Genomic DNA, 24,568 nt, shown 5'->3' with positions numbered 1-24,568 from the left:
TGTGCTTGCCGCCGCGGCCGTCTGCCCGCACCCGCCGTTGATCGTGCCCGAGCTGGCCGGCGCCGCCGCGCCCGAGCTGGACGAGCTGCGTTCGGCCTGCCACGCCGCGATCACCGGGCTCCTCGCCGCCGACCCCGACCTGCTCGTCGTGGTGGGCGGCGCCGACACCACCAGCCGCTACGACGGCGGAGCCGCAGGCACGCTGCGGCCCTGGGGCGCCGACGTCACCGTGGGCCACGGCGACCCGGTGCTGCCGCTGTCGCTCACCATCGGCCGCTGGCTGCTGGAGGACCACGACGTGGCCGCCTTCCAGGCGGTGGCCTTCGACGCCGCCCCCGGCGACTGCCTGGCACTGGGCGCGGATCTCGTCAGGGACGGCCGGGTCGCGCTGCTGGTCATGGCCGACGGCTCCGCCCGCCTGACCGAGCAGGCGCCGGGCCACCACGATCCGGCGGCGCAGCCGTACAACGAGGTGATCGCCCGCGCCATCGCCGACGCCGACGTGTCCGCGCTCGCCCACCTCGATCCCGCGAAGGCCGACCGGCTGTGGGTGGCCGGGCGGGCCGCGCTCCAGGTGCTGGCGGGGGCGGCCGGCCCGGGTGACGTCAAGGGGCAGCTGCTGGCCGACCTCGCCCCCTACGGCGTCGGCTACTTCGTCGGCCTCTGGCGCTGACCCACGTTCGTGACGGCCGCCGGGGCGTCGCCCTTGTAGCGTGGTGGCGAGGTCGGGGGCCGAGATGGGAGAGTTCGGCATGCGCTGGCAGGTCCACTCCGAAAAGTCCCTCTATACCGACCGTTGGCTGGACGTCCGGGTGGCGGATGTCGAGCTGCCCGACGGCGGGCGGCTCGACCACCGGCTGATCCGGACCGCGCCGGCGGCCGGGGCCGTGGTCGTCGACGACCGGCACCGCGTGCTGCTGCTCTGGCGGCACCGCTTCATCACCGACTCGTGGGGGTGGGAGATCCCCATCGGCAAGGTGGAGGAGGGAGAGGAGCCGCGCGCCGCCGCCGCTCGGGAGGTGGAGGAGGAGACGGGCTGGCGGCCGGGCCCGTTGCGCCCGCTCCTGTACGCGCAGCCGTCCAACGGCATCTCCGACGCGGCCCACCACATCTTCCGTGCCGACGGCGCCACCCACCTCGGGCCGCCCAGCGACCCGTGGGAGGCCGAACGGGTCGAGTGGGTGCCGCTCGCGGACGTCCGCCGGCTGATCGACCGGCGCGACCTGGTCAGCGGCACCAGCATCGCCGCCCTGCTCCACGTGCTGACCGAGGGGCGGTAGCGCTACGGGACGGTGAGGTGGCGCCGGCGTTTGGGGACGGGGACGGTCATCAGATCGCGGGCGAGGGTGACCGGGCCGTCGTAGCTCTGGCGGACCTCGTCGAGGAAGGCGGGTTCGTCGGCGAAGCCGTAGCGTTCGGAGAAGTGGGTGAGGACCAGGTGACGGGTACGGGCCTCGGCGGCGACCAGGCCGGCCTGGTGAGCGGTGAGGTGGCCGTACTCCTTGGCGAAGGCGGCCTCACCGGACAGGAAGGTCGACTCGATGATGAGAAGGTCGGTGCCGGCGGCGAGCTCGAAGACGGCGTCGCAGAGGCGGGTGTCCATGATGAAGGCGGCGCTCTGACCGGGCCGGGGGACGCTGCACTGGGCGAGGGTGACGCCCCGGACGGAGCCGCCGCGCTGCAACTCGCCCACCTCCGGGCCGCGGATGCCGAGGGCGGCGAGCCGGTCGGGCAGTATGCGGCGGCCGGCGGGCTCCTGGAGGCGGTAGCCGTAGGACTCGACGGGATGTGACAGACGGCGGGCGGTGAGGGGGCCGATGGCGGCATGGTCGCCGGTCACGGGGTGCTCGGTGATGACGTCGGTGTCGGCGAAGGCGGCGGCGTGGCGCAGGTTGCGCCAGTAGCTCTCGCCGGAGGCCGGGAAGACGGCCTGGACGGGGTGGCGCACCTTGTCGCGGGCGATGCGCTGGACGACGCCGGGCACGCCGAGACAGTGGTCGCCGTGGAAGTGGGTCACGCACAGCCAGTGCACGTCGGTGGCGCTGACCCCGGCGTGTGCCATCTGGCGCTGGGTGCCCTCGCCGGGATCGAACAGGAACCCCTGGCCGTCCCAGCGCAGTAGGTAGCCGTTGTGGTTGCGGTGCCGGGTCGGGACCGCGCCGGCCGTGCCGAGCACCACGAGTTCGCGAGATGACACGAGCGCGATGCTAGACGTTCGGGACGGATGTCGTCAGATGGCGGGCGTACGATACGACCGGAATGCCACGTACGACGAGTTCACCTGAGGACATGATGGCCACGGTCGTGTTCGCCGAGCTGGCGACACCGGTGGGGCGGTTCGTGCTGGCCGTCACCGAGGACGGCCTGGTCGCGTCGGGATGGGGGTCGCGGGCGCGCCTGAGCGAACGTCTCGGGCTGCCCGAGGTGCACGACCCTGCCCGTGCCGCCTCGGCGGTCGCCGAGCTCGACGCCTACTTCGCCGGTGAGCTGCGGGTGTTCGAGACGCCCGTCGACTGGCGGCTGACGTCGGGGTCGCGGCGGCAGGTGCTCACGGCGCTGCACCGCGTCCCGTACGGCACGGCCGTGACCTACGGCGAGCTGGCCGGCCTCAGCGGGTCCCGGGTGCCGGCCCGCGGCATCGGCTCGATCATGGGCGCCAACCCGATCCCGATCGTGGTGCCGTGTCACCGGGTCGTGGCGGGCACCGGCCTCGGCGGTTTCAGCGGCGGCGAGGGCGTCGAGACGAAGCGCTGGCTGCTCACCCACGAGGGCTACCTGCAGCCAACGCTCCTCGACCTCTGACCGGTCAGACCTCCTCGTCGCCGGTCTTGTCCTGGGCGGCCGGCCCTGTCTGGCCGCCGCCGGCGGTCTCCTCACCGTGTGCGCGAGGCTCGCCGGGCATGTCGCCCGGCTTCTCCTGCCTGCTCTGCTTGGGGATGTGCTGCGCCTTCTCCTGCAGGCCGCCGAGCATCTCCTTGACCTTGTCCAGAATCGACATCTGACCCCCCGATCAGTCGGCCCTGGCCGGCGCCAGGGCGCCGTCTGTCACCCCCTACCCCGACTCTTGACACACTTACCGGTGTGCGCCAGCAGCCAGTCATCGCCGTCGTGGGTCCCACCGCGGCCGGAAAGTCCGACCTCGCCGTGGACATCGCGCTCCGGCTGGGAGGTGAGTGCGTCAACGCCGACTCCATGCAGCTTTACCAAGGAATGGACATCGGCACCGCCAAACTCTCCCTCGCCGAACAGCGAGGCGTCCCGCACCATCTCCTGGACGTCTGGGACGTCACGGTCACGGCCAGCGTGGCCGAATACCAGAAGCTGGTCCGGCCGCTCATCGAGTCGCTGCCGGTGCCCGTGCTCGTCGGCGGCAGCGGCCTGTACGTCCGGGCCGCGATCGACGACCTGCGCTTCCCGGGCACCGATCCGGAGATCAGAGCCAGGCTGGAGGCCGAGCTGGCCGAGACCGGTCCCGCGCCGATGCACGAACGGCTCACGCGACAGGACCCGGCCGCGGCCGCCGCGATCCTGCCGAGCAACGGCCGCCGCATCGTCCGCGCGCTGGAGGTGATCGAACACTCCGGCCGGCCGTTCTCGGCCACCATGCCGTCCTACCAGGCGGTCTGCCCCAGCGTGCAGATCGGGCTGCTGGTGCCGAGGCCCGAGCTCGACGAGCGGATCGCGGTCCGTGTCCGGCGCATGTGGGCGGCGGGGCTGGTCGAGGAGGTGCGGGGGCTGCTCGGGCGGGGCCTCGCGGAGGGCCGTACGGCCGGCCGCGCCCTCGGCTACGCGCAGGTGCTGAGGTTCCTGGAAGGGGAGTGGACCGAGGAGGAGGCCCTGGAGGAGACGATCAGGGCCACCCGGCGCTTCGCCCGGCGCCAGGAGTCGTGGTTCCGGCGTGACCCCCGGGTGCGCTGGCTGCCTTATGACGCTCCCGACCTGCTCGAACGATCCCTGGCGCAGATCGCCCGGCCAGACTCGGCATAAAATTCGGATATGCGCTTCCTCAAGGGCCACGGCACCGAGAACGACTTCGTCATCCTTCCCGACCCCGACGGCGAGCTGGACCTGCATCCCGCGCTCGTCGCCGCGATCTGCGACAGGAGGGCCGGCCTCGGCGCCGACGGCGTGCTGCGCGTGATGCGGACCAAGCTCAGCCCCGAGGTCTCCGACCAGGCCGGCCAGGCCGAGTGGTTCATGGACTACCGCAACGCCGACGGCAGCATGGCCGAGATGTGCGGCAACGGCGCGCGGGTCTTCGCCCGCTACCTCGTCGAGGCCGGCCTGGCCGAGCCGGGCGAGTTCGCCCTGGCCACCAGGGGCGGCGTCCGGAGGGTACGGCTCGGCGCCGACGGCGACGTCTCGGTCGAGATGGGCAAGCCCGTCGTACGCGGCCGGAGCGTCGCGGGCGTCGGCGGTCACGAGTACGAAGGCGTGCACGTCGACCTGGGCAACCCCCACCTGGCCTGTCCCATCGGCGACCCGGTCGTCCAGCTCGACCTCGGCCACCAGCCCGCGTTCGACCCGGGCGTCTTCCCGAGCGGCGTCAACATCGAGCTGTTCAACCCCGTGGGCGAGGCGCGCGTGGTCATGCGGGTCTTCGAGCGGGGCGTCGGCGAGACGCGCTCGTGCGGCACCGGCGCGGTCGCCACGGCCGTCGCCGCGGCGGGGCTGAGCGGCGAGACCACCGGCACCTGGGCGGTGGAGGTGCCCGGCGGCACGCTCACGGTCACGCTGGAGGCCGAGACCAGCTATCTGTCCGGCCCCGCGGTGCTCGTCGCGGCCGGAAACCTGACGCTTGCAGAATGATGTTCTCCTGAGGGATGCTGAGTCCACTTTTTGAACCGAAGGGGTGGACATGGCGGACCCGCGCACCACGGCGAAGAGTGTGAAGGCGCCCATAGGCCAGTACGGCGGCGGCTTCATGATCTCCAGGGAGGCCAAGGCGGTCTGCGAGGAGTACGGCCTCGGCGCGCGCGAGTTCTACTTCCGCGGCCGGTGCGGAGTGCTAGGCGAGTGCGACGCCGGCGTGGTCGCCGCGGTCGCGGTGTTCTTCCCTCCCGGCCATGTCGAGGAGAGCTGGAACGGCGGCCGCAAGCTCCCCGTGGACAAGGCGGTCGAGCTCTACACCGAGGTCTGCCACGCCTGGGGACGACGCAGGCTCGGCCACTTCGACGGCTGCGCCAGGCTCGCCGAGCTACTCGAACCGGTCGTCCGGCGGGCTTCGATGATCGGGGCGCCGCTGGCCGCCGGTTGGCGGGCGGTGCCGCTGCCCGAAGATCCGCCCGCCCGCGCCACGCAGCTGATGCACGTCGTGCGGGAGTTGCGCGGCGGCCTGCACGCCAACCTGGTGATCGGGGCGGGGCTCGGCCCGCTGGAGGCCGCGCTCGCCACCGGGCACGACGCCACGCCGTTCGGGCAGGTGACAGGCGTCGACCTCGCGAGGTTCTTCCAGTGGCCCGAGCCCTATCCGACGCCGGGGCCGGACACGGTCGCTCGCCGGGCGGCGGTGGAGGAGGCCACAGATGACCTGATGGCATCGGTATTTTCGGTTCTCAACGACACCGAATCGGACGAGCTCATCGAGCTTCTGCGTTTGGGGCACGCGCATTGACCTGGCAGACTGACCTGCCATGGACGTGGACATCTGGGCCTGGGTCGGCGAAACCCAGCAGCAGCTTTCCGAAGCGGGCAACGTGGGGCTCGCCATGGCGCTGGGAGACCTGCCCGCACAGGCCTACGAGGGCCGTTTCCCGCAGCTCGACGTGATGGCCCCGGCCATCGCCCAGCAGGCGGAGGCGCTGGAGCTGCCCTGGCTGGAGTTCTACGCCCGCTACTGGCATCTGCTCGGCCGGGTCGGCGACCGTGCTCAGGGCGCGGTCGCGATCGGCGACGCGGAGCAGTTGCTGGCCTTCGCCCAGCGCGAAGGGGTGCGCGACTGCCCGTCCGCTCCGGCGGCCGTCGAGGCGCTCGCGATGGCGTGGGCCAACGCTGACGGCCCCGGCTACGCCACCGAGCGGATGGAGACGCTCGGCGCGGTCATCGAGGGACTCCAGCCGGCCGACCCCGCCTACACCGGTCTGGTCACGCAGTACGTGGCCGCGCTCGTCGACGCGGGCAGGGCCACCGAGGCCGTCGGCTACGCCGAGGCCGCCGTAGAGCGGCTGCGCGCCGCCGACCGCCAGGCCAGCTGGGAGCTCGGCGCCGAGAGCGCCCGCGCGCTGCTCGCCGCCGGCCGCGCCGAGGACGCGCTCGCCGCGCTGCAGGCGGCGACCGACTTCCAGGCCGACGACCCGGTGGCCAAGCCCCGCCGCGACGGCGTGCGCCGCGCGTTGATCCTGGCCACGCTCGGCCGCATCGCCGAGGCCGTCGACGCGCTGCCCGACCTCGACGTGGTCGGCGAGCACCCGCGCTCCTGGGTCGAGTGGTCCGAGGCGGTCGGCAAGCTGGCCGGCTCCACCCAGATCACCAACACCTGGCAGCTCGGCCGGGTGCTGCGCCAGTGGATCGACTACTTCGGCATGATGGGCGGCTACCGCGCCCGGGTCGAGCTCTCGCTGATCGCCGGCCACCTGGCGCTGGCCAGGCAGGGCGCCTGGCAGGCCCGGCTGCTGGCCGATCTGGCCGAGTCGGGCACCGCCGAGCTGCGCGAGAGCGCGGGCCTGGCCGAGCGCATCGCCGCGCTGCGCGCCGCCGCTGACGCGACCGCCGAGCCGGAGGCGCCCGGTCCGCTCGACGAGCGGGTCGCCTACTTCGACGCCGCCGACGGCTACAACGCCGACCCCGAGCGCTGGGTCGGCTGGCTCGCCCCGCTCTCCGGCCAGGATCTCGAGACGACCCGCCGGCACACCACCACGCTCGGCTTCCTGGGCTACCCGGCCACGGGCGCCGACATCTACTGGAAGCTGCTGGTCGACTCCGGCGACATCGCCACCGCCGACCCCGAGGACATCGGCTACCTGACCACGCTGCTCACCGAGGCGAGGCAGGACGAGCGGCTGGAGCAGATGGCCGCGATGCTCGCGCACGACCAGCAGCACCTGGCGCTGGCCCGGCTGCACAGCGCCCGCGAGCGCTGGGCCGAGGCACTGGACGCCGCCGAGCACGCCGTCGCCGCCGGGGCCGGCATCGAGGCCCGCCGCCTGGTCGCCTCCGCCGCCCAGCAGCTCGACCAGAACGCCAGGGGCGCCGACGTGCTGCGCGAGGTCCTCGACGAGCTGACCGAGGAGGACGTCTGGCGCATGATCGTCATGGCCACCTCGGCCGAAGACTGGGACACCGTGCGCAAGGGCGCGGCCAAGATCGGCATGCCGGTCAAGTCGGCCGAGGGCCCGATCGAGGAGGAGATGGGCCTCATCAGGGTCATCCTGCCCGCGCCCGACGGCGGCCAGCGCCAGGTGCTGTCCATCCGCACCGGCCCCGCCACCGCCAGGCTGGCGCTGCCGCAGCCGCGCGGCATGGACTACAACGCCGGCGACCTGGTCGTGTTCGACCCGCAGCTGCTGGAGCCGCTCCCCGAGGACCCCGAGGAGCAGCAGAACTTCGTGCCGCCCTTCGCCGCGGTGCGCATCCTGCGGCCCGGCGGCTACACCAGCTACTTCTTCGACGGCGCCGCGCCGAGCGAGGCCGACTGGGCGGAGTTCACCGAGGTCATGGCCGAGCGCGGCTGGCCGATGTGGGTCTACAGCGACGAAAACTACACGGTCACCCACCCGACCGGCGGCGATCCGCTGCCGGGCGTGTTCGGCTGGGTCGCGGTGCCGCCCAACGTGTCGGCGGTCGAGGTCGACGCCCTGCTCGACGACGCGACCGAGCGCTGGTCGCACCCGCTGGCCTGGCTCGACCTGGCCCGCGAGGTCGATGTCGAGGTCGAGCGCCACGAGCGCATCGTGAAGGAGTACGGACTCTAAAATGCTGCGCAGCTTCAGCCTTGAGGGCAAGGTGGCCGTCATCACCGGGGCGTCCTCCGGGCTGGGCGTGGCCTTCGCCCGGGGGCTGGCCGAGGCCGGCGCCGACGTGGTGATCGGCGCCCGGCGCCTCGACCGGCTCGCGGACACGCGGCGGCTGGTGGAGGAAGCCGGTCGCCGGTGCCTGGCCGTGCGCACCGACGTGACGCGGGTCGAAGACTGCGACGCGCTCGTGGCGGCGGCGGTCGCCGAGCTGGGCGCGGTCGACGTGCTGATCAACAACGCCGGCGTGGGCACCGCGGTGCCCGCCCTGCGGGAGACACCGGAGGAGTTCCGGCAGGTGATCGACATCAACCTGCTCGGCACCTACTGGATGGCCCAGGCGTGCGCGCGGGTGATGCGGCCCGGATCGTCGATCGTCAACATCGGCAGCATCCTCGGTGAGACGACGGCGGGGCTGCCCCAGGCTGCCTACAGCGCGTCGAAGGCCGCGGTGATCGGGCTGACCCGCGACCTGGCCCAGCAGTGGACGGGACGGCGCGGGATCCGGGTCAACTGCCTGGAGCCCGGTTTCTTCGAGTCCGAGATGACATCCCAGTACAAACCGGGCTACCTGGAGGAGCTGCTGGAGCGGCGGGTGCCGATGGGCCGGGCCGGCGACCCCGCCGAGCTCGTGGCGGCAGCCGTCTTTCTGGCGAGTGACGCCTCGTCGTACATCACCGGTGTGACGCTTCCCGTGGACGGCGGGATTTTGATCACCTGATAGCTTGCCCTCTTGGCCCGGACGTTTCGGGTTCGTCGGCTTGCGAAGCGGGAGGGACGATGCAGGAGATCGACAGGCTGGCCGCGGTGATCCGGGACGAGCGTCCGTGGGGCGGCTTCGAACGGTTCACGCTCAACGAGACGTCGACCGTGAAGATCATTGATGTCGCGCCCGGCCAGACGCTCAGCCTGCAGCGCCACGAGCACCGCGACGAGCTCTGGGTCGCCCTCGACGCGGGCTGCGTCTTCGAGGTCGACGGGCAGCGGCTGGAGCCCGAGGTGGGCGAGCGCATTCTCATCCGTCGCGGGCAGACCCACCGGCTCAGCTCCTCCGGTCCGGCCACCCGTATCCTGGAGATCGCCTTCGGGCACTTCGACGAGGACGACATCGAGCGTCTTGAGGACGCCTACGGCCGTTCCTGACGTTCAGCGATCGGATCGGCGGCAGATCGGCGGAAGACCGGATCAGCGGGCATAAAGGCCGGTCAGGGCGGTCTCCACCACCGCGTCCGCGTAGTCCGGCGTCAGCGGGCCGCTGCGATAGAGCCAGCGCCGGTGGACCGCGCCCCACAGCAGGTCGACGGCCACGTCCAGGTCGAGGTCGGCGGGTAGCTGGCCGGCCTCCTGGGCCTTGCGCAGCCGGGCCTTCTTGAGCGCTTTCATGGGCTCCTCCAACTGCTCGGCGTAGCGCGCGGCGAGCGCCGGGTCGGTCGCGATCTCGGTGTTGAGCGCGCGCATCGGCTCGTCGAACCGGGGGTCCGTCAGCTCGGCGACCGTGGCGCGGAGCACCTCCTTGAGGTCGGCCTCCAGGTCGCCGGTGTCGGGGAGCGCCGCGTCGCCCTCCTGCCCCTCGGACAGCGACAGGAAGGCGTCGAACAGGACCGCGCCCTTGGACGGCCACCAGCGGTAGATCGTCTGCTTGCCCACTCCGGCGCGAGCGGCGATGCCCTCGATGCTGAGCCGGGCGTAGCCCACCTCTCCCACCAGCTCGAACGCGGCCATGAGGATGGCCCGTCTGGACGCCTCGCTGCGTCGGGTGGCGTCGGGAGGTGTTCGTCGGCGGTCGGTCATGGGGGGCAAAGTATCACGAGACGAGACGGTTCGGCTTGACAGCTCCATGATGGGGAGGCATAGTTCAGGACGCGAGACGAACCGTCTCGTCTAAAGAAGGAGGTGCAGGCCATGACCGATGGACGCGTGTGGTTCGTCACCGGTGCCAGCCGCGGGCTGGGCAGGGCGTTCACCGAGGCGGCGCTCGGTGTGGGTGACCGGGTGGTCGGGCTCGCCCGTGACGTGGAGCCGCTCGCCGGACTGGCCGGGGACCGGTTGCTCGCGCTGCCCGTGGACGTGACCGATCGCGACGCGGTGTTCGCCGCCGTACAGGTCGCCGTCGAGCGGTTCGGGCGGCTGGACATCGTGGTCAACAACGCCGGCACCCTGCACATGGGCATGATCGAGGAGTTCGGCGAGGCCGAGGCCCGGGCGCAGATGGAGACCAACTTCTTCGGCGCGTTGTGGGTGAGCCAGGCCGTGATGCCGCGGTTGCGGGACCAGGGCTCGGGTCACCTCGTCCAGGTCTCCAGTATCGGCGGCCTCGGCGGCCACCCGATGACGGGGATGTACAGCGCGAGCAAGTTCGCCCTGGAGGGGATGAGTGAGGCGCTGGCGATGGAGGCCGCGCCTTTCGGGGTGAAGGTCACGATCGTTCAGCCGGGTGGCTACTGGACCGACCTCTATACCCGCATGCGCTCCACCACGCCGCTCCCGGCCTACGACGGGCTCCGGGCCGAGATGGAGAAGCAATGGGCGGGGGGATCGGTCGACAGCGAGCCGCGCCTGGCCGCCGAGGCCGTGCTCAAGCTGGTGGACAGCGCCGACCCGCCGCTGCGGCTGCTGCTCGGGAGCGTGGTGTACGACCTCGCGTTCGACCTGTCCCGGCGGCGGATGGCCACCTGGGAGGCATGGGAGGCGGTCAGCCGGGCGGCCGAGCACGCCGTCCCCCAGCCTGGCTCGTGAGGAGGCCCGCCGGACGGCCAAGGTCGACACCCTTGTCCGGCGGTGTTCTGGGCTCTATGTTCGTTGCGTAGTCCGGTGTTTGTTGCGTAATAGGGAACAACCGGAGGGCGCATGGCGAGCCGGCCTCGTTTGGTGATCATAGGAGCCGGCATCGTGGGCTGTGCCCTGGCCGACGAGCTCACCGGGCGGGGGTGGACCGACGTCACCGTCGTCGACCAGGGGCCGCTCTTCGCCACCGGCGGGTCCAGCTCGCACGCCCCCGGCCTGGTCTTCCAGACGAACCCGTCGAAGACGATGACCGAGTTCGCCTCCTACACCGTGCGCAAGTACACCGGGCTCGATCTCGCCGGGCGTCCCTGTTTCGACCAGGTCGGCGGGCTCGAGGTGGCTACCACCGCCGACCGCTGGACCGACCTGCACCGCAAGGCGGGGTGGGCCGAGTCCTGGGGGGTGGCGGGCGAGCTGGTCGACACCGACCGGTGCCTGGAGCTCTGGCCGATGCTCGACCGGAGCCTGGTCCTGGGCGGCTTCCACGTGCCGAGCGACGGGCTGGCCGCGGCCCTCAGGTGCGCGGAGGCGCAGGCCGGCCGGGCCGCGGAACGCGGAGCGCGGCTGCTGGCGAGGCACACCGTGGTCGGCGTCGAGCAGCGGGGCGGCCGGGTCACCGGGGTCGCGGTCGAGACCGGGGACGCGAAGTACCGGGTCATCCCGGCCGACGTGGTCGTGTGCGCCGCCGGTTTCTGGGGGCCGTCCGTCGGAAGGATGGCCGGGCTCACCGTGCCGCTGCTGCCGCTGGCCCACCAGTACGCCAAGTCCGGGCCGCTGGCCGTACCCGAGGGGCCCATCCTGCGGCACCAGGATCGCGACCTGTACTTCCGCGGCCACGGCGACCGCGTCGGGATCGGGTCCTACGCGCACCGGCCGATGCCGGTCGGGCAGCACGAGATCGGGCCGAAGGGCACCGTGATGCCCTCGGTGCAGGCGTTCACCGAGGAGGACTTCGAGCCGGCCTGGCGTGACGCTGTCGAGCTGCTGCCCGCGCTCGGCGAGTCCACCTGGACCGACGGCATCAACGGGATCTTCTCCTTCACCCCCGACGGCTTCCCACTCATCGGGGAGGCGCCGGAGCTGGACGGGTTCTGGCTGGCCGAGGCGGTCTGGGTGACGCACTCCGCGGGCGTCGCCAAGGCCGTGGCCGAGCTGCTGGTTGACGGGTGTTCGAGCTTCGACCTGCACGAATGCGAGCTCAGCAGGTTCGAGAAGGTCCAGCTGGCTCCGGCCTTCGTCGAGGAGCGCGGCAGGCGGAACTTCGTCGAGGTCTACGACGTGATCCATCCGCTGCAGCCGATGGAGTCGCCGCGGCCGATGCGGACCAGCCCGTTCTACCAGCGCCAGACCGAGCTGGGCGCGGCCTTCCTGGAGGCCGCCGGGTGGGAGCGACCGCACTGGTTCGAGGCGAACGCCCCGGCGCTGGAGGAGCTGATCCGGCGGCGGGGCAGTGGCGGGGAGGCGGACGCCGAGCGGCTGCTCGGCCTGGCCCGGCGGGGGGAGTGGGCCAGGAGGTACTGGTCGCCGGTGGCCGCCGCCGAGTCCTACCTGACCAGGGAGAAGGTCGCCCTCTACGACATGACGCCGCTGAAGCGTATCGAGGTGCGCGGGCCCGGGGCGGTCTCGTTCCTGCAGCACCTGACCACCAACAACGTGGACAAGAAGCCCGGCTCGGTCACCTACGCGCTGCTGCTCGACTCCCGTGGCGGGGTCCGCTCCGACCTGACGGTGGCCCGGCTGGCGGAGGACCGCTTCCAGGTGGGCGCCAACGGCAACCTCGACCTCGACTGGCTGACCCGGCACGCGCCCCGCGACGTACGGGTCCGCGACATCACGCCGGGCACCTGCTGCGTCGGCGTGTGGGGCCCGCTGGCCAGGGAGCTGGTCCAGCCGCTCACGGACATGGACCTGTCCCACGAGGGCTTCCGCTACTTCACCTGCAAGGAGGGGTACGTCGGGCACGTGCCGGTCATCGCGATGCGCGTGTCCTACGTGGGGGAGCTGGGCTGGGAGCTCTACACCTCGGCCGACCTGGGCCTCAAGCTCTGGGACACGCTCTGGGCCACCGGCCTGCCGATCGCCGGGGGCAGGGCCGCGTTCAACAGCCTGCGCCTGGAGAAGGGCTACCGGCTGTGGGGCGTCGACATGACCCCCGAGCACAACCCGTACGAGGCGGGGCTGGCGTTCGCCGTCCGCGAGGACAAGGACTTCCTGGGCCGCGACGCCCTGTCCGCCGACATCACCCGCAAGCTCGTGCCGCTGCTCAGCGCCGAGGTGGTCATGGGCAAGGAGCCGGTACGGCACGCGGGCCGTACGGTCGGATACGTCACGAGCGCCGCCTACGGGCACACGATCGAGCGGCCCATCGCGTACGCCTGGCTGCCGATCGAGCTGACCACCCCCGGCACGCATGTCGATATTTCATACTTCGGGCGGCGAGTCCCCGCCGAGGTCGCCACCGAACCGCTGTTCGACCCCAAGATGGAGAAGATCAGACGTTGACCCATCCCGACTTCCTCTGGCGCGACCCCGACCCCAGGCCCTCCTACGACGTGGTCATCGTGGGCGGCGGCGGACACGGTCTGGCCACCGCCTACTACCTGGCCCGAAACCACGGCCTGACGAACGTGGCGGTGCTGGAGAAGGGCTGGCTGGCCGGCGGCAACATGGCCCGCAACACCACGATCATCCGTTCCAACTACCTGTGGGACGAGAGCGCGGCGATCTACGAGCACTCGCTCAAGCTGTGGGAAGGGTTGAGCGAGGAGCTCGACTACGACCTGATGTTCAGCCAGCGCGGCGTGCTCAACCTGGCCCACAGTCTCGGCGACGTGCGCGAGGGCAGGCGCCGGGTCAACGCCAACCGGCTGAACGGGGTCGACGCCGAGTGGCTCGACGCCGACGAGGTCAGGAAGTTCTGCCCGATCGTCAACGTGTCGTCCTCCGCTCGCCATCCGGTGCTGGGCGCGACCCTGCAGCGGCGCGGCGGCATCGCCAAGCACGACCACGTGGCCTGGGCGCTGGCCCGCAAGGCCGACGCCTACGGCATCGACCTGATCCAGGGCTGCGAGGTGACCGGCTTCGACATGGAAGGCGGCCGGGTACGGGCCGTGCGCACCTCGCGGGGCCGGATCGCGGCCGGGAAGGTCGCGCTGGCCTCCGCCGGGCACACCTCGGTGCTGGCCGAGCGGGCCGGGATCCCGCTGCCGCTGCAGTCGCACCCGTTGCAGGCGCTGGTGTCGGAGCTGCTGGAGCCGGTGCTCGACTGCGTGGTCATGTCCAACGCCGTGCACGTCTACGTGAGCCAGGCGCACAAGGGCGAGCTGGTCATGGGGGCGGGCATCGACGCGTACAACTCCTACGGCCAGCGCGGCGCGTTCCACGTGATCGAGGCGCAGATGGCGGCGGCGCTGGAGCTGTTCCCGATCTTCAGCCGGGTGCGGGTGCTGCGGACCTGGGCCGGCGTCGTGGACGTCTCGCCCGACGCCTCGCCGATCATCGGCCGCACTCCCGTCGAAGGTCTGTACGTCAACGCGGGCTGGGGCACCGGCGGGTTCAAGGCCACCCCCGGCTCCGGCTGGGTCTACGCGCACACGATCGCGCACGACGAGCCGCATCCGCTCGCCGTGCCGTTCGCGCTCGAACGGTTCACCACGGGCGCGCTCATCGACGAGCACGGCGCGGCCGCCGTAGCGCACTGAGAGGGGAGCGCCGATGCTGCTGATCGACTGCCCGCACTGCGGGCCGCGCGACGAGAACGAGTTCCGGTACGGCGGCCAGGCCGGGATCGCCTACCCCGAGCGGCCCGCGGAGCTGACCGACGACGAATGGGCCGGGTACGTGTTCCGGCGCGACAACCCCAAGGGCTGGTTCCACGAGCGCTGGTTCCACGCGCACGGCTGCCGCGTCTGGCTGACCGTCGAGCGGCACACCGTCACCCACGAGATCCGGAAGCCACGATGACCCGTCTCCCTTCGGGCGGTCTGGTCGACCGCTCGGTCACGCTGTCGTTCCGCTTCGACGGCCGCGCGCTCCAGGGGCACCCCGGCGACACCCTCGCCTCGGCGCTGCTCGCCTGCGGGGTGCGCGTGGTGGGCCGCAGCGTGGAGCTGGGACGGCCGCGCGGCGTCTTCTCCGCCGGCGCCGAGGAGCCCAACGCGCTGGTCCGGGTGGGAGCCGACCCGATGGTGGCGGCCACCACGGTCGAACTGCGCGACGGGCTGGAGGCGTGGAGCCTGCGCGGCAAGGGCCGGGTGGACCTCGACACGACCGACGACCGGCGCTGCGACAAGGGCTACCTGCACTGCGACGTGCTCGTCGTCGGCGGCGGGCCCGCCGGGCTGGCCGCGGCGCTGGCGGCGGGGCTGACGGGCGCGCGGGTCATCCTGGTGGACGACCAGCCGCGACTCGGCGGCGACCTGCTGAACAGTCGTGTGCGGCTCGACGGCGCCCGGGGCCTGGACTGGGCGGCGCTGGTGGCGGCGCGGCTGGCCGCGCTGCCCGAGGTCAGGGTCATGACGCGGACGACCGCGATCGGCTACCACGACCACAACTACCTGGTGGCCGTCGAACGGCGGCCCGGCGGTGAGCGGCTGTGGCACTTCCGGGCGCGCCAGGTGGTGCTGGCGACCGGCGCGCACGAGCGGTCGCTCGCGTTCCCCGGCAACGACCGGCCGGGCGTCATGCTCGCCTCCGCCGCCCGCGCCTACGCCAACCGGTACGGCGTGCGCCCCGGCCGCCGGGTCGTCGTCTTCGCCTGCGCCGACTCCGGCTACGAGGCGGCCCGCGATTTGGCCGCCGCCGGAGTGGAGGTCGCGGAGATCGTGGACTCGCGCACGCCCGGCGGCGAGGTCGTCACCGGCACCACCGCCGACGCCGGCGGGCTGCTCGACGGCGTCCGGATCGGGTCGCGGCGGGTCGAGGCCGACCTGCTGGCCGTGGCGGGCGGCTGGAACCCCGCTGTGCACCTGTTCAGCCAGTCGCAGGGCACGCTCTGCTTCGACGAGAGGCTTCAGGCGTTCGTGCCCGACGTGTCGGCGCAGGCCGAACGGTCGGCGGGGGCCTGCCGGGGGCTGTACGACACGGCCGAGGCGATCGGGGACGGCTTCGCCGCCGGGGCGCAGGCCGCCGAGCAGGCGGGATTCGGCCCCGCTCACCTCCCGAGGGTGCCGGACGGCGACGAGCCGGTGCCGCGGGCCCCGGCGGCGCTCTGGACGACCGGTCCCGGCGCGGCCGGTGAGCCCTCGTTCGTGGATCTGCACCGCGACGTCACCGTGTCCGATCTGGCCAGGGCCACGGGCACCGGGATGCGTTCCCCCGAGCACGTCAAGCGCTACACCACCGCGGGCACCGGAGCCGACCAGGGCAAGACCTCCGGGGCCGTGGTGACGGGGGTGATGTCCGCGCTGCTCGGGGTCGGGCCTGGCCAGGTGGGCGGCACCACGTACCGGCCGCCGTACACGCCGGTGTCGTTCGCGACCCTGGCCGGGCGCGACCGGGGGCCGCTGTCCGACCCGGTGAGGACGACCGCCCTGCACGGCTCGCATCTGGCCAGGGGAGCGGTCTTCGAGGACGTCGGCCAGTGGAAGCGCCCGTGGTACTTCCCCCGCGACGGCGAGGGGCTGAATGAGGCCGTACGGCGGGAGTGCCACGCGGCCCGCACCGGGGTCGCCGCGATGGACGCCTCCACGCTCGGCAAGATCGACATCAGAGGCGGCGACGCGGGCGGGTTCCTCGACCGGATCTACACCAACCTGTACTCCACGCTCCCCGTCGGAGCCTGCCGCTACGGGGTGATGTGCGGCGCCGACGGGATGGTCTTCGACGACGGCACCACCAGCCGGCTCGGCGACGACCACTACCTGATGACCACCACGACGGGCAACGCGGCGGCCGTGCTCGACTGGCTGGAGGAGTGGCACCAGACCGAGTGGCCCGCGCTCGACGTCTCCTTCACCTCCGTGACCGACCACTGGGCGACGGTCGCGGTGGTGGGGCCCCGAGCCCGCGAGGTGCTCTCCGTGATCGCGCCGGACGCCGCCGGGCTGGCCTTCATGAGGCACACGGCCGCCGAGGTGCTCGGGGTGGAGGGGCGGGTGTTCAGGATCAGCTTCTCGGGCGAGCTCGCGTACGAGGTCAACGTGCCCTCCTGGTACGGCCGGAGCCTCTGGGAGGCCGTTCTGGGCCTGGGGGCGGTGCCGTACGGGACCGAGACCATGCACGTGCTGCGGGCCGAGAAGGGGTTCGCCATCGTCGGCCAGGAGACCGACGGGACCGTCACCCCGCAGGACCTGGGGCTGTCCTGGCTGGTGTCGAAGCGTAAGCCCGACTACGTGGGCAGGCGCTCACACGCGCGGCCGGACACCTCGCGCGACGGTCGCAAGCGGCTCGTCGGGCTGCTCGCCGACGACCCGGCGGCGCCCATCGAGGAGGGCGCGCAGCTGGTGGCCGGGCCCGGCGACCGGGTGATGCTCGGCCACGTCACCTCCGGCTATGCCAGTGCGGCGCTCGGCCGGACGTTCGGCCTGGCCCTGGTCCGCGACGTCACGACCGGCGACCGGCTCACGGCCGTCTCCGGCCAGGCGGCCGTTCCGGTGACGGTGGTGGAGCCCGTCCTCTACGACCCGGAGAACACCCGCCGTGACGGCGACCCGTCCGTGGCCCGTGGCGGAGGAGACGCGAGCCCTTCCCCGGCCGGTCCCTCAGCGGAGGCGTGCCGGGCGGAGAGCCCGGCGGCCGGGTTCGCGGAGCGCTTCGCGGCGGCCGGCGGCGACCGCGTACGGGTGCGGGAGGCGCCGTTCATCCCGATGTGGGAGGTGCGTGGCGCGGATCCGGGCACCGGGCTACGGCTGGGACCCGCCTGGTGGCTGGTGACGGGCGAGCCTGAGGGGCGGCCGGGCTGGGTGGACGTGTCCGCCCAGCGGACGGTGCTGGAGCTCGACGGGCCGGGCGCGCTGGACGTGCTGATCACCGGCTGCCCGGTCGACCTGCACCCCTCGGTGTTCACCGGACCCGTCCAGACGCTGCTCGGCCAGGCCCCGGTCATCCTGGAGCGGACGGCCTCCGGCTACCGCGTCTACGTGCGCGCGTCGTTCACCGCGTACCTGGCCGAATGGCTTCTCGATGCCATAGCGGGAAATTTGGTGATTTTGGGGTAATAGCTCTACCTAGACTTTACGAAAACTATAAGTCTGGGAGACAGTGTGCGGTTTCGTGTTGGATTGGCCGGATTAGCTGCTGCGGCGTTGCTCACCGGATGCGGAGAACTGGAAGCGCGGATCGATGCCGACACCGGCTCCGCCGCCGACTCGAAAGGCTCCCACTCCAAGGGCGACATCACCGACGCCCTCAGGAAGCTGGACAAGCTGGCCGTCAAAGGCCGTGCCCCGCGCACCGGGTTCGAACGGGAGAAGTTCGGCCCCGCCTGGGCGGACGTCGACCGCAACGGCTGCGACACCCGCAACGACATCCTCAAGCGCGACCTGACCGACGAGACCTTCAAGCCCGGCACCCATGACTGCATCGTGCTCACCGGCACCCTGAAGGACCCCTACAGCGGCAAGACCATCTCCTTCAAGCGTGGCCAGGACACCAGTACGGCGGTCCAGATCGACCACCTGATCCCGCTCTCGGACGCCTGGCAGAAGGGCGCCCAGCAGTGGACGGCCACCAAGCGCAAGGAGTTCGCCAACGACCCGCTCAACCTGCTCGCGGTCGACGGCCCGCTGAACGGCCAGAAGAGCGACGCCGACGCCGCGACCTGGCTGCCCCCGCGCAAGGCGTACCGGTGCGCGTACATCGCCCGTCAGGTCGATGTGAAGGCGAAGTACGACGTCTGGGTCACCGCCGCCGAGAAGACCGCGATGAAGGACATCCTGGACGCCTGCTGACACAGCGCGGATCGCGCCGGAGAACCGGCGCGATCCGGGACGGTCCAGGGACGGCGGAACGGCGGGACGTCAGGGCGCCGAGCCGGACGGAGTCCCCGCCGCTCGGCCTTCGACGTCTCACGCTGGTCAGTCGTCGTCGGAGTCGTCGGAGGCGGTCGCCTTCGCCGTCTCGTGCTTGAGCACCTTCCCGCTCGTCGCGTCGAGGTCGAACTCGTGCTCCACGTCGCCCTTGATCAGGTCGACCTCCCACGTCGCCGCCTTCGCGTCCCGGTCGAGGGACACGTCGTCGATCCACCCGCCCGGCACCTGCCCGTGGGCGATCTTGATGGCCTGCTCCGCGGTGACCTTGGGGGCCACGGGCGGGGCGGTGGCGGACGTGGCGGCGACGGCGACCGCCGTGCTGCCGCCCGCGATGAGGAAGACGATTCCGGTGCCGACTGCGATGACTCTGTTTGTGATGCGCATGGCCCCACTTCATCGTGATCGCCGGTAAGAGCGCGCTAAGGACCGGTTAACACCACCTCCACGACCGCCCCGCCCCCGGCGGCGTGAGAGACCGACAGCGACCCGCCCGTGGACTCGGCCGCGCGGCGGGCGATGTCGAGCCCGAGACCGGTCGAGCCGCCCGCGCTGTCACCCCGCCTGGCCAGGGCGGGATCGAACCCCGGCCCCCGGTCGCTCACCGTCAGCGCGGCGCCGGAGCCGTGCGGAGCCAGCCGCACGGCGAACGGCACGCCCTCGGGGGTGTGCGCGAAGACGTTGCCCAGCAGCGCGTCCACGCAGGCCGCGAGGTCGGCCGCGCCCACCGCCACGGGCAGCTCAGCGACCGGCAGGGACACCTCCACCTCGCGCCCCTGGTCCTCGGCCAGCACCGACCAGAAGCGCACCCGCTCCCGCACCACCGCCGTCGCGTCGCAGCTCTCCCGCCCGGCCGAACGACGCCGGGCGTCGGTGATGACGGCGCTCACGGCCCGCTCCAGCGCGTCGACCCGAGCCGCCAGCCTGGCCGCCTCCTCCGGCTCGCGCAGCGCCTCCACGTCCAGCCGCAGGGCCGTCAGCGGAGTGCGCAGCCGGTGAGACAGGTCGGCCACCGACTCCCGCTCGGCCGCCAGCAGGTCGTCGATGCGGATGGCCAGGTGGTTGAGGGCCAGGGCAACCGAGCGGACCTCAGGCGGCCCGCCCGGCTCGGCCCGCGCGGCCAGGTCGCCGCTCGCCAGCCGGTGCGAGACACGGGCCAGCCCGTCGACCGGCCTCGTCACGGCCAGCGCCAGCCGGTCGGCCAGCACGATGCCGAGCAGGACCAGCGCCAGCCCCAGGACCAGCAACGCCGCCCATGCCTCGCCGACGCCCCGCGTCAGCTCGGCGTCGCTCACGAAGACCCTGATCACCGCCGTGCCCTCGGGGGTCTGGGCGGACGACAGTACCTCGCGGCCGCCGGGCGCGTCGGCGGTGACGCTGCGGCCGGTCGCGGCCAGGCGCACCGCGTCGGAGCGGGGAGCGGCGGCGCCCAGGGTCCGCCCGTCCGGCAGGAACACCGTCACCGGCCGCGGCACCTGCTCGACCGCCAGCGCCAGGTCGGGCGTGCCGACGGCGACGCTCACCGACTCGGCGGCGGCGGTGGCGCGGTTCATCGCGCCGTTCTCCGCCACGGACCGGATCAGCAGCGCCATCGGCACCAGCAGCGCGATCAGCACCAGCGACGTGGTGGCCGCCACCAGCAGCGCCAGCCAGCGCCTCATGACGGCTCGGTCAACTTGACCCCGACCCCGCGCACGGTGTGCAGGTAGCGGGGGTCCGCGGCGGTCTCGCCCAGCTTCCTGCGCAGCCACGACAGGTGCACGTCGACCGTCTTGTCCGCGCCGCCGTAGGGGAGCTGCCACACCTCCGTGAGCAACTGCCGCTTGCTCACCACCTCGCCGGGCCGGGCGGCCAGGTAGTGCAGCACGTCGAACTCACGCGGTGTCAGATCCAGCTCCTGTCCGTCGAGCGTGGCCGCCCTGGCCCGCGGGTCGACGCGCAGCCCGCCCACGAGCAGCGGCTCGGCCGCGGGCTCCGCTCCCGCGCGCCGCAGCACGGCCCTGATCCGCGCGTCCAGCTGCGCCGCGCTGTACGGCTTGATGACATAGTCGTCGGCCCCCGCGTCGAGCACCGGCACCATCTCGGAGTCGCCTTCGCGGGCCGTCGCGACGATCACCGGCACCCGGCTCACCGCGCGCAGCATGCGCAGCAGGTCCACGCCGTCGAGGTCGGGCAGCCCCAGGTCGAGCACGACCAGATCGGGCCGGTCGTCGACGGCCAGCCGCAGCCCCTCGAAAGCCGTGGGGGCCGAGGAGACGGCATGGCCGAGGTCCCGCAGGCCGCGGCTCAGCGCGCTGCGGATCGCCACGTCGTCCTCGATGAGCAGGATGTCAGCCATATGGGGAAACCGTAGACGGTGAAACACCATGCGAGGAGCGCTCTTAGCGTTGTCTTAACCAGGCATTAGCCGCAGATGGCGGAAACTGGCGCAGTGAAGCGACTCGTGCTGGCCTGGGTGGTCACGGCGGTGGCGGCCACCGGTGCGGCCGTGGCGGTGCTCGGCCTGCTCGGCAGTGCCCTCACCGGCTCGTCCGGCCGCGTGCTGAGCCAGGGGGAGATCCGCGCCGCGCTCTCCTCCGTGACCCCGCGCCCGGCCGCGCCCTCCACCACGCCACCGGCCACACCGTCGGCCACACCGTCGGCCACACCGTCGACCGCGCCGTCCATCCCGCCGTCCGCGACCCCGACGGTCACGCCGCCCGGGGCGAGCTCGCCCCCCGCGCCCCGCGAGGAGCTGATCCGGACGCGCGGCGGCACGGTCGTCGCCGCCTGCCAGGGCGGCCAGGTGACGCTCCGGTCGTGGAGCCCGGCCCAGGGCTACTCCGTCGACGGCGTCGAGCCGGGCCCCCGCCACGAGGCCACGGTGGAGTTCGAGCCCGACGAGGGGGAGGACGTCGAGGTGACCATCGGCTGCTCGGGCGGCCGGCCGGTCATGCTTCCGCGCTGAGCGCCGCCTTCGTCAGCTCGGCCTGCCGCCGGATCTGCACCATCACGATGGGGTTGATGCCCTTGGCCGCGAACCTGGACACCATCTCGTCCAGCACCGTGCCGGCCCGGCCCAGGTCGCCCTGTCTGGCCTCGGCTCTGGCCAGGCGGCGCATCACCAGGTTCAGGGTGATGTTGTCGATGCTCGCCTCACGGGCCACCGCGGTCAGCTGCTCGATGCCCTGCTTGGGGTCCGGCGGCCGGATCCGCAGCCGCTTGCCGGCGGTGAGCGCCTTGAACTCCCGCTCGGCGTTCAGGCCCTTGACCAGGCGGGCGTAGACGGCCAGGGGATGCCCGCCGTACCTGTCGATCAGCTCGTCCAGCGCCTCGTTGCCGGCGCGCAGCGACGGCGAGTCGGAGCCGAGCAGCGAGAACAGCTTGCCCTGCTCTTCGCCCAGCATCAGCTCCGCCACCCGGTGATCGTCGCCGGTGACCGGGTAGCGCACTCTGACCAGGCAGGAGGGCGAGACGATGCGCGAGCCGTCGGCGGCGATGTACTGCCCGCGGACGTGGTACTCGCCGGGCTGCTGGAAGTAGTGGCCGTCGCGGCCGTGCCCGATGTAGGCGCTCCGGTACATGGCCGGGTTGCCCTCGTCGAGCCGCACCTCGTTCGACGAGTCGACGCAGTGCCGCATCATCGGCCGGTAGAGCAGGGTCCGGCCGTCGGGACGGGTGACGCAGATCTGGGTGAACTCGGTGTCGGGATGCAGGTGGCTGTGCGTGGTGCGCGCCTCGCCCGTGCCTGACAGCTTGAGCTCCACCACCACCGGCTCTCCGAAGCCGAACGCCTCCTTGGCCCGCACCTCCAGCCGCAGCCCGGAACGGTCCTCGACGGGCTGCTCGAAGGGCGTGATCTCAGCCGCGCCGGTGCCGAACGCGTTGGCGCCCATCGCCACGTCCCGGTAGAACCCGTGGCGCAGGTGCACCAGCTCGGGATCGGTGAACTGGAAGGGGAACGCCGACCAGTAGCCGATCTCGCCCCCGGGCCGGTAGTTCTGCACGTAGTTCATCCACGACAGGTCGCCGAAGCCGCCGCCCGGGCCGAGCGGCTGGGGCGGCGTGGCGAGGTTCTTCTGCCACGAGTGCAGCAGGTTGAACGCGTGCCCCAGCTCGTGCACGTACGTGCGCAGTTGCGCCCGCTGCGCCTGCGGCGAGTCCCCCTTGATGGCGTCGTAGAACACCGCGGACCCCTGCCGCTGGTGGGCGTCGTTGTAGTCGAACATGATGCCCCGGTAGCCGCCCACGTGCCTGCTCGCCACCAGCAGCCACACCCGCCAGGCCACGGCGTCGCCGAACCCGCTGAACTGCTGCGTCATCGCGTGGTGCAGCTCGGCGTCGTCCCACGCCAGGTCGGCGCCCGATCCGTCGACCGGGATCACGCCCGGCCGGGCCACGGTCAGCCGGACCCCGGCCTCCGCGAACGCCTCGACGACGCCGAGATCGCGGGCCGCGGTGCCCGGCGGGCAGGGCAGCGCCCCGGTGTTGTAGGCGGTGAACGGCTCGGTGCCCGTCACCGAGTCCTGTTCCAGCAGCACGCTGCGGAAGTACGGCGAGTCGTAGGACACCGGGTAGGACCGCCCGGCGACCACGGCCCGGCCGGCGCCGTGGCTGATCGTCACGCTGACGTCCCTGACCGGCGCGTCGAAGGTGAAGACGCCCCGTCCCTCGATCCGCGCCTCGTCACCCTCGGCCCGTACGGCGACGGAGTTGACCACGAACGAGCCGACGTACGCGGTGGTCGAGCCCGCCACGGAGAACACGTCGCCGCTGACCCGGCCGGTCGGGCGCAGGCCGTCCACATCGATCCGGAGCTCCAGGCGCGCGTCGCCGTCCTGACCCTGATACAGCCCGCTGATCATGGGATGCTCCCTGGAATCGATGTGGGGGTACATCGGGGAGACTTATCCCGGCGGTCGGCCCTGTCAACGGCCTCCACGAACATGCAGCGCCCCGAGCAACTCCTCGGAAGCCCTGGTGATCGTCTCCACCGCCCGGTCGAACGCCTCCGCGTTGTGTGAGGCGGGCGCGCGGAACCCGGAGATCTTACGGACGTACTGCAGGGCGGCCGCCCGGACGTCGTCTTCGGTGACGTCCTCGGTGTAGGGCGGGCGGAGGGTCTTGATGCTTCTGCACATGCCTCTAACGGTAATGGCCGAGCTGCCGCCCGATCTCCCGCGCGCCCTCGGCCAGCAGCTCGCCCACCTCCGGCAGCCGGTCCGGAGTGAGCCGGTAGGACGGCCCGGAGGCGCTCACGGCGGCCACCACCGAGCCGTCGCCGCCCACGATCGGCGCGGCGACCGCGTTCAGCCCGGCCTCCAGCTCCTCGACCGTGCTCGCCCAGCCGCGCCGCCTGATCAGGTCGAGCTCCAGCCGGTCGGCGTCGGTGATGGTCGCGGCGGTGTAGCGCTCAAGCCGGGGCGGCAGCGGCAGGGTCCCGAACGCCAGCAGCACCTTGCCGCTCGACGTCGCGTGGGAGGGGGTGCGCTGCCCGACCCAGTTGTGGCCGCTGATCGCCGAGGGGCCGCGTACCTGGGTGATGTTGACCGTGTCGCCGTCTTGCGGCACCGCGATGTTGACCGTCTCGCCGACGGCCTCGGCCAGCCGCAGGCAGACGGGCCTGCTCGCCCGCGACAGGTCGAGCTGGGCCGTGGCCGCGCCCGCCAGGCGCACCACGCCGAACCCGAGCCGGTAGCGCCCGCGCGAGCCGTTCTGCTCCACCAGCCCGCCCTGCTCCAGCGCCGCGAGCAGCCGGGACGCCGTGGACTTGTGCACGTCGAGCTCGACCGCGAGATCGGTCACCCGCGTCGAACCCTCCCGGGCCAGAATCTCCAGGATCGTGATCGCCCGGTCGACTGACTGAACGGAGGTGCTCATAACGCAACA

General features: G+C 72.4%; 25 protein-coding genes. 16 read left to right on the top strand and 9 right to left on the bottom strand.

Annotation, left to right across the window (positions count from 1 at the left end):
* The first annotated feature begins 1 nt into the window (after position 1).
* Both AC5L3X_RS12620 and AC5L3X_RS12615 read left to right on the top strand, forming a co-directional pair.
* The gene (locus AC5L3X_RS12620) at positions 2–673 is read left to right on the top strand and encodes a class III extradiol dioxygenase subunit B-like domain-containing protein (protein WP_494857127.1); all 672 of its coding nucleotides are present in this window, start codon (positions 2–4) and stop codon (positions 671–673) included.
* A gap of 79 nt (positions 674–752) precedes the next feature.
* Positions 753–1,280 carry an NUDIX domain-containing protein gene (locus AC5L3X_RS12615; RefSeq protein ID WP_494857125.1) on the top strand — a complete coding sequence of 176 codons (528 nt, stop codon included), beginning with the start codon at positions 753–755 and terminating at the stop codon, positions 1,278–1,280.
* Between the two features lie 2 nt (positions 1,281–1,282).
* On the opposite strand, the gene AC5L3X_RS12610 is transcribed toward AC5L3X_RS12615, so the two are convergent.
* Complete coding sequence (locus tag AC5L3X_RS12610; RefSeq protein ID WP_189123668.1) at positions 1,283–2,197, bottom strand: ribonuclease Z; 915 nt, start codon at positions 2,195–2,197, stop codon at positions 1,283–1,285.
* Positions 2,198–2,289: 92 nt separating this feature from the next.
* Between AC5L3X_RS12610 and AC5L3X_RS12605 the strand changes: the two genes are divergently transcribed.
* Positions 2,290–2,802 (top strand): methylated-DNA--[protein]-cysteine S-methyltransferase, encoded by a 513-nt coding sequence (locus AC5L3X_RS12605; protein ID WP_494857123.1) that lies wholly within the window; start codon positions 2,290–2,292, stop codon positions 2,800–2,802.
* Positions 2,803–2,806: 4 nt separating this feature from the next.
* Here AC5L3X_RS12605 and AC5L3X_RS12600 read toward each other — a convergent pair whose 3' ends face one another.
* The gene (locus AC5L3X_RS12600; RefSeq protein ID WP_494857122.1) at positions 2,807–2,998 is read right to left on the bottom strand and encodes a hypothetical protein; all 192 of its coding nucleotides are present in this window, start codon (positions 2,996–2,998) and stop codon (positions 2,807–2,809) included.
* 83 nt (positions 2,999–3,081) lie between these two features.
* On the opposite strand from AC5L3X_RS12600, the gene miaA reads away from it, so the two are divergent.
* Genes miaA through AC5L3X_RS12570 form a run of 6 tightly spaced genes read left to right on the top strand, consistent with a single transcriptional unit; the run spans position 3,082 to position 9,092 of the window.
* Positions 3,082–3,987 (top strand): tRNA (adenosine(37)-N6)-dimethylallyltransferase MiaA, encoded by a 906-nt coding sequence (miaA, locus tag AC5L3X_RS12595; RefSeq protein ID WP_494857121.1) that lies wholly within the window; start codon positions 3,082–3,084, stop codon positions 3,985–3,987.
* 9 nt (positions 3,988–3,996) lie between these two features.
* Entirely contained in the window at positions 3,997–4,809 is an 813-nt protein-coding gene (gene dapF / locus AC5L3X_RS12590; RefSeq protein WP_494857119.1) for a diaminopimelate epimerase, read from the top strand.
* 49 nt (positions 4,810–4,858) lie between these two features.
* Positions 4,859–5,614 carry an SCO6745 family protein gene (locus tag AC5L3X_RS12585; RefSeq protein WP_494857118.1) on the top strand — a complete coding sequence of 252 codons (756 nt, stop codon included), beginning with the start codon at positions 4,859–4,861 and terminating at the stop codon, positions 5,612–5,614.
* A gap of 19 nt (positions 5,615–5,633) precedes the next feature.
* On the top strand, positions 5,634–7,910 hold the full coding sequence (locus AC5L3X_RS12580) for a tetratricopeptide repeat protein (RefSeq protein ID WP_494857117.1): 2,277 nt from the start codon (positions 5,634–5,636) through the stop codon (positions 7,908–7,910).
* 1 nt (position 7,911) lies between these two features.
* On the top strand, positions 7,912–8,670 hold the full coding sequence (locus AC5L3X_RS12575) for an SDR family NAD(P)-dependent oxidoreductase (protein WP_189123674.1): 759 nt from the start codon (positions 7,912–7,914) through the stop codon (positions 8,668–8,670).
* Between the two features lie 59 nt (positions 8,671–8,729).
* Positions 8,730–9,092 carry a phosphomannose isomerase type II C-terminal cupin domain gene (locus tag AC5L3X_RS12570; RefSeq protein WP_189123675.1) on the top strand — a complete coding sequence of 121 codons (363 nt, stop codon included), beginning with the start codon at positions 8,730–8,732 and terminating at the stop codon, positions 9,090–9,092.
* Positions 9,093–9,134: 42 nt separating this feature from the next.
* Here AC5L3X_RS12570 and AC5L3X_RS12565 read toward each other — a convergent pair whose 3' ends face one another.
* Positions 9,135–9,740 carry a TetR/AcrR family transcriptional regulator gene (locus AC5L3X_RS12565; protein ID WP_494857115.1) on the bottom strand — a complete coding sequence of 202 codons (606 nt, stop codon included), beginning with the start codon at positions 9,738–9,740 and terminating at the stop codon, positions 9,135–9,137.
* A 111-nt stretch (positions 9,741–9,851) separates the two neighbouring features.
* Here AC5L3X_RS12565 and AC5L3X_RS12560 point away from each other — a divergent pair, with 111 nt between their 5' ends.
* The 6 genes from AC5L3X_RS12560 (at position 9,852) to AC5L3X_RS12535 (ending at position 18,622) form a co-directional block, all read left to right on the top strand.
* Positions 9,852–10,685, top strand: a complete 834-nt coding sequence (locus AC5L3X_RS12560) for an SDR family oxidoreductase (protein ID WP_494857113.1) — start codon at positions 9,852–9,854, stop codon at positions 10,683–10,685.
* 111 nt (positions 10,686–10,796) lie between these two features.
* Entirely contained in the window at positions 10,797–13,235 is a 2,439-nt protein-coding gene (locus AC5L3X_RS12555) for a GcvT family protein (protein ID WP_494857111.1), read from the top strand.
* Positions 13,232–14,434: a sarcosine oxidase subunit beta family protein gene (locus tag AC5L3X_RS12550; RefSeq protein WP_494857110.1), complete on the top strand. Its 1,203-nt coding sequence runs from the start codon at positions 13,232–13,234 to the stop codon at positions 14,432–14,434. Before AC5L3X_RS12555 ends, AC5L3X_RS12550 begins: the two co-directional genes overlap by 4 nt.
* Before the next feature lie 13 nt (positions 14,435–14,447).
* Positions 14,448–14,696 carry a sarcosine oxidase subunit delta gene (locus AC5L3X_RS12545; RefSeq protein ID WP_189123682.1) on the top strand — a complete coding sequence of 83 codons (249 nt, stop codon included), beginning with the start codon at positions 14,448–14,450 and terminating at the stop codon, positions 14,694–14,696.
* Positions 14,693–17,890: a 2Fe-2S iron-sulfur cluster-binding protein gene (locus AC5L3X_RS12540; RefSeq protein ID WP_494857109.1), complete on the top strand. Its 3,198-nt coding sequence runs from the start codon at positions 14,693–14,695 to the stop codon at positions 17,888–17,890. Before AC5L3X_RS12545 ends, AC5L3X_RS12540 begins: the two co-directional genes overlap by 4 nt.
* Before the next feature lie 45 nt (positions 17,891–17,935).
* Entirely contained in the window at positions 17,936–18,622 is a 687-nt protein-coding gene (locus AC5L3X_RS12535; protein ID WP_494857108.1) for an HNH endonuclease family protein, read from the top strand.
* 126 nt (positions 18,623–18,748) lie between these two features.
* Here AC5L3X_RS12535 and AC5L3X_RS12530 read toward each other — a convergent pair whose 3' ends face one another.
* Genes AC5L3X_RS12530 through AC5L3X_RS12520 form a run of 3 tightly spaced genes read right to left on the bottom strand, consistent with a single transcriptional unit; the run spans position 18,749 to position 21,038 of the window.
* Positions 18,749–19,087: a PepSY domain-containing protein gene (locus AC5L3X_RS12530; RefSeq protein WP_494857107.1), complete on the bottom strand. Its 339-nt coding sequence runs from the start codon at positions 19,085–19,087 to the stop codon at positions 18,749–18,751.
* Between the two features lie 35 nt (positions 19,088–19,122).
* Positions 19,123–20,361: a sensor histidine kinase gene (locus AC5L3X_RS12525; protein ID WP_494857106.1), complete on the bottom strand. Its 1,239-nt coding sequence runs from the start codon at positions 20,359–20,361 to the stop codon at positions 19,123–19,125.
* The gene (locus tag AC5L3X_RS12520; RefSeq protein ID WP_494857105.1) at positions 20,358–21,038 is read right to left on the bottom strand and encodes a response regulator transcription factor; all 681 of its coding nucleotides are present in this window, start codon (positions 21,036–21,038) and stop codon (positions 20,358–20,360) included. Before AC5L3X_RS12520 ends, AC5L3X_RS12525 begins: the two co-directional genes overlap by 4 nt.
* 93 nt (positions 21,039–21,131) lie before the next feature.
* Here AC5L3X_RS12520 and AC5L3X_RS12515 point away from each other — a divergent pair, with 93 nt between their 5' ends.
* Positions 21,132–21,647, top strand: coding sequence for a hypothetical protein (locus AC5L3X_RS12515; protein ID WP_494857104.1), 516 nt, complete (start codon positions 21,132–21,134; stop codon positions 21,645–21,647).
* On the opposite strand, the gene AC5L3X_RS12510 is transcribed toward AC5L3X_RS12515, so the two are convergent.
* The 3 genes from AC5L3X_RS12510 to AC5L3X_RS12500 all read right to left on the bottom strand — a co-directional run bounded on the left by AC5L3X_RS12510 (position 21,631) and on the right by AC5L3X_RS12500 (position 24,559).
* The gene (locus AC5L3X_RS12510; RefSeq protein WP_494857103.1) at positions 21,631–23,544 is read right to left on the bottom strand and encodes a hypothetical protein; all 1,914 of its coding nucleotides are present in this window, start codon (positions 23,542–23,544) and stop codon (positions 21,631–21,633) included. The two genes, AC5L3X_RS12515 and AC5L3X_RS12510, sit on opposite strands and share 17 nt — an antisense overlap.
* Before the next feature lie 63 nt (positions 23,545–23,607).
* Positions 23,608–23,820: a DUF2277 domain-containing protein gene (locus AC5L3X_RS12505; RefSeq protein ID WP_189123688.1), complete on the bottom strand. Its 213-nt coding sequence runs from the start codon at positions 23,818–23,820 to the stop codon at positions 23,608–23,610.
* 4 nt (positions 23,821–23,824) lie between these two features.
* Positions 23,825–24,559: an IclR family transcriptional regulator gene (locus AC5L3X_RS12500; protein ID WP_189123689.1), complete on the bottom strand. Its 735-nt coding sequence runs from the start codon at positions 24,557–24,559 to the stop codon at positions 23,825–23,827.
* Positions 24,560–24,568: the final 9 nt, after the last annotated feature.

This window comes from Nonomuraea sp. CX421, from assembly GCF_059358955.1.
The sequence above is the reverse complement of the archived record's forward strand: the minus strand, read 5'-3'. Positions and strand labels throughout refer to the sequence as shown.